The 3,902-nt window shown below is 54.8% G+C and carries 6 protein-coding genes; 4 read left to right on the top strand and 2 right to left on the bottom strand.

Annotated features, from left to right (window positions below):
- Positions 1–588: PDDEXK nuclease domain-containing protein (locus B3M32_RS02275; RefSeq protein WP_290743276.1), on the top strand; the 588-nt coding region annotated here is incomplete at its 5' end.
- Positions 589–621: 33 nt separating this feature from the next.
- Positions 622–810 carry a hypothetical protein gene (locus B3M32_RS02270; protein WP_290743273.1) on the top strand — a complete coding sequence of 63 codons (189 nt, stop codon included), beginning with the start codon at positions 622–624 and terminating at the stop codon, positions 808–810.
- Positions 811–831: 21 nt separating this feature from the next.
- Here B3M32_RS02270 and B3M32_RS02265 read toward each other — a convergent pair whose 3' ends face one another.
- Both B3M32_RS02265 and B3M32_RS02260 read right to left on the bottom strand, forming a co-directional pair.
- Positions 832–1,266, bottom strand: a complete 435-nt coding sequence (locus B3M32_RS02265) for a MarR family winged helix-turn-helix transcriptional regulator (protein ID WP_073319232.1) — start codon at positions 1,264–1,266, stop codon at positions 832–834.
- Between the two features lie 8 nt (positions 1,267–1,274).
- Entirely contained in the window at positions 1,275–1,820 is a 546-nt protein-coding gene (locus tag B3M32_RS02260; protein WP_290743268.1) for a glutathione peroxidase, read from the bottom strand.
- 262 nt (positions 1,821–2,082) lie between these two features.
- Here B3M32_RS02260 and B3M32_RS02255 point away from each other — a divergent pair, with 262 nt between their 5' ends.
- Both B3M32_RS02255 and B3M32_RS02250 read left to right on the top strand, forming a co-directional pair.
- Positions 2,083–3,750: a thiamine pyrophosphate-dependent enzyme gene (locus B3M32_RS02255; protein ID WP_290743265.1), complete on the top strand. Its 1,668-nt coding sequence runs from the start codon at positions 2,083–2,085 to the stop codon at positions 3,748–3,750.
- Positions 3,751–3,762: 12 nt separating this feature from the next.
- Positions 3,763–3,902, top strand: a 140-nt coding sequence (locus tag B3M32_RS02250) for a 2-oxoacid:acceptor oxidoreductase family protein (RefSeq protein WP_290743279.1), incomplete at its 3' end; no start/stop codon positions are given.

Here is a 3,902-nt window from a genome sequence, read left to right as displayed (position 1 = left end):
GTCAACAATTTTACCGAAAAACTGCCCGATTTGCAGAGCAAACTGGTTCAAGATGTGCTGAAAGAGAACTACGATTTCGGCTTTGCTACTGTTGGTCACGAAATTTACGACGAAGCCGAATTGGAAGAGGCTCTTACGAAGAATGTCACCGACCTTTTGCTCGAGATGGGTACGGGTTTTGCCTTCATTGGACGGCAAAAGGAGGTTCTTGTAGGTGGACGAAGCCGCAAAATCGACCTGCTGTTTTACCATATCCGCTTGCGCTGTTTCGTCGCCTGCGAACTGAAGGCAAAGCCGTTCGAGCCGGAGTTTGTCGGCAAACTGAACTTTTACGTGAACGCGGTAGATGAGTTGCTGAAGGCGCCCGAAGACAATCCGACAATCGGGCTGTTGATTTGTTCCAACATGGATTCAACCGATGTACAGTGGTCTTTCCGTGGGCTGGGCACGCCGATGGGGGTCGCGACATACAACAACATCCGCATCAAAGATGCGTTGCCTTCGAAGGAACTGTTGGAAGAGCGCATGCGCCTTCTGCAAAAGGAAATGCATACTACGAAACGGCTCATTCGGAAAAAAGGCGAATAGCGCGTTCATGGAGAGCGAAAAAGGAGTTTTTTGATGAAAAATGACGAAAAACCGCTAAAATCGCCTTTTTCGAATTATTTCTTTGGAAAATATCCAAAAATGCCAAATTATTTGTTTGGAAAATATCCAAAGACGGTCTTGGACTACCATGATTCCGAAGCGGAAAATGCAATTCGCCACGTTCAAATATGTCCGCTTTACGCCATATCGCGGATAAAGTAAAATTGGTTGAGTAAAAGTTCTTTAAGGAGCCCCAAACCCTTCCAAAACCTTGTACAGCAGGGTGTAAAGAGTCTTGGCTTCGGTGTCGGAGAGGTTCACGCAGCTGGCCATGGACTTGGGGACGCTTGCGGCCTTGCGCTTGAGCGATTCGCCTTCGGCGGTGAGGCTTACGGAAAGGCAGCGCTCGTCGCTCTGTTCGCGGGTGCGCTGGATGTAGCCCTTGGCCTCGAGCTTTTTCAAAAGCGGGGTGAGCGTCCCGGAATCGAGGAACAGCTTTTTGCCGAGTTCCGAGACGTTGCACTTTTTTTCTTCCCACAGCACGAGCATCACAATGTACTGCGTGTACGTGAGGTCAAGCGGTTCCAGATACGGGGCGTAGCGGCGCGTGATCTCCTTGGACGCGGCATACAGCGGAAAGCACAGCTGGTTTTCGAGTTTTAGCTGGGGGCAGTTCATGGCAGCTCCTAGAGCAACTTCTCTACACAGGCGCGAACGGCGTCCATGTCGGCGGTGGGTTCAAAGCGTGCGACTACGTTGCCTTCACGGTCGACCACGAACTTGGTGAAGTTCCACTTGATGTCGGGATTTTTCTTGTAGTCCTTGTCGATGCTCTTGAGCAAAAGCGCCATGGCGGCGGCCTTTACGCCAAAGCCGAAACCTTCGAAACCTTTCTGCGATTTCAGGTAGGTGTAGAGCGGGAGTTCGTCGGGGCCGTTCACGTCGGACTTTTTCATCTGCGGGAATTCGGTGCCGTAGTTGAGCGTGCAGAATTCGTGGATTTCGTCGTCGGTGCCGGGGGTCTGGCCCTTGAACTGGTTGCAGGGAATGTCGATGACTTCGAAACCCTTGTCGTGAAAATCGGAATACATCTGCTCGATGGGCTTGTAGTGCGGGGTAAAGCCGCAGCCGGTCGCGGTGTTCACGATGAGCATCACCTTGCCCTTGAAATTTGCGAGCGGGACTTGGTTGCCCTTGCCGTCGGTGAGGGTGAAATCGTAGATGTTTGCCATGATGAGCCTCCGTTTTCGCCGCATTTGATTGTGTACAATTCAATTTTATAAAATTTAATTCAGAAAAGCAATAGGCGGAAGCAAAAAATATGCTTTTTCTTGCGGATTTTCTTTTACTTTTGACATTTAACTGCGCCAAATTGGTGCAGAATTACCGGCAATCTTTGCCGGTGCCCCATGGGGACACCATGTAGAAATTTCTATATTTGCGTGCGTTTAAGGCTATGCCTTATAATCCATTTGACACAAGAAAAGGAACGCTATGCCAGCTTTTGATCCGAATGCGAAAAAGATGCTGATTTCGGGAAACGAGGCCATCTCGCTTTCCATGCGCCACTGCAACGTGCAGTTTGCCGCAGGCTACCCGGGAACCCCCTCCACCGAAATCCTCGAGGACTATTCTGAACTCGGCGGGTATGCCCAGTGGGCCCCGAACGAGAAGGTCGCCGCCGAAGTGGCCCTGGGTGCAGCCTTTGGCCATGCCCGCAGCGTGGTCACCATGAAGATGGTGGGCCTCAACGTGGCAAGCGACGTGCTCTACACCGCGACCTACACGGGCGTGGATGGCGGCATGGTCTGGATTGTCGCCGACGACCCGGGCCAGGGCAGTTCCCAGAACGAACAGGATACTCGCAACCACGCGAAGGCGTCCGTTTGCCCGATGTTTGAACCGTCCAACTCCCAGGAAGCCTACGACTTCTTCCGCATCGCCATGCAGACGAGCGAAAAGTTCAAGATTCCCGTAATTCTCCGCATGACGACCCGCGTGGACCACTCCAAGTCCATCGTCGTCCCGAAGGAAGAGCTCCCGGCCATGGTGCCGAACTTCGAGCGCAATATCGCCCAGCACGTGATGGTGCCTGGCTTCTCCAAGCCTGCGGGCCGCAAGCTCCGCGCCAAGATGGACGAGATGGAAGCCTGGAACGTGGCCGAAGGCCCGAACAAGGTGGAAATGCGCAGCGCCGACATGGGCATTATCACGAGCGGCATCAGCTACCACCATGTGCGTGAAGCCGCCCCGGAAGCAAGCATCCTCAAGCTCGGCATGACCTACCCGCTGCCGATGCAGCTCATCAAGGATTTCGCGAAGAAGTTCGAAGGCAAGCGCCTGCTCGTTATTGAAGAAAACGACCCGTGGCTTGCCGAGAACATCAAGGCCGCAGGCATCCAGTGCGAAAGCAAGTTCGACCCGATTTTCCGCTTCGGCGAACTCGACGTGAACCGCGTGCGCCGCATTATCGCTGGCGACAGGAACCCGGATCCGGTTCCGGTGAAGGGCAAGCCGCCTATGCTCTGCCCGGGCTGCCCGCACCGCAGCTCTTTCGCGGTTCTCAAGGAACTCGACTGCATCGTCTCTGGCGACATCGGCTGCTACACGCTCGCCGCTCTCCCGCCCATCAGCGCGATGGACTACATGATTGACATGGGTGCCGCTATCGGTATGGGCATCGGCCTCCGTAACGTGCTTCCGCGCGAACAGGCCAAGAAGGTCGTCTCCGTGATCGGCGACTCCACGTTTGTCCACAGCGGCATCACCGGTCTCGTGGAAGCGGGCTACAACCGCCCCGACACCGGCCATGTGGTCGTCATTCTTGACAACAGCATCACCGCCATGACGGGCCAGCAGGAACACCCGGGTACGGGCCGCCACCTGGACCACAGCCCGGCCTACAAGCTGGACTACGGTGCCATCGCGAAGACTGCCGGTTTCGACAACGTCTACGAAGTGAACCAGGTCAAGGAACCCGAGGAATTCAAGCGCCTCGTCAAAGAAGCGCTCGAGAAGGACGAGCTCACGCTCATCGTGGCGAAGAGCCCCTGCATTCTCGCCCTCAAGAGCATCCTCGCCTGGGACAAGGCCAACAAGGAAAAGGCTGAAAAGGCTCTCGCCGAGTCCGAAGCCGCTGCAAAGAAGAACGGCAACTTTTAAGGAGAAGTTTTTATGAGCGTAGTTAACGTGAAATTTGCCGGCCTCGGTGGCACAGGCGTTATCAAGGCGAGCGACGTGATGGCGGAACTCGTGTTCGAACAGGGTTACGACGTGAAGAAGGCCGAAGTGCACGGCATGAGCCAGCGCGGCGG

The sequence above is a fragment of the Fibrobacter sp. UBA4309 genome (assembly GCF_002395745.1).
In the GTDB taxonomy this organism is placed as follows: domain Bacteria; phylum Fibrobacterota; class Fibrobacteria; order Fibrobacterales; family Fibrobacteraceae; genus Fibrobacter.
Note: the sequence above shows the minus strand (reverse complement) of the source record. Positions and strands in the feature narration are given on the sequence as shown.

Bases quoted from the DNA above. Each gene is read 5' to 3' on its own strand.
- B3M32_RS02270 (WP_290743273.1), top strand. From the start codon at position 622: ATGAAAAATGACGAAAAACCGCTAAAATCGCCTTTTTCGAATTATTTC.
- B3M32_RS02265 (WP_073319232.1), bottom strand. From the start codon at position 1,266: ATGAACTGCCCCCAGCTAAAACTCGAAAACCAGCTGTGCTTTCCGCTG.
- B3M32_RS02260 (WP_290743268.1), bottom strand. From the start codon at position 1,820: ATGGCAAACATCTACGATTTCACCCTCACCGACGGCAAGGGCAACCAA.
- B3M32_RS02255 (WP_290743265.1), top strand. From the start codon at position 2,083: ATGCCAGCTTTTGATCCGAATGCGAAAAAGATGCTGATTTCGGGAAAC.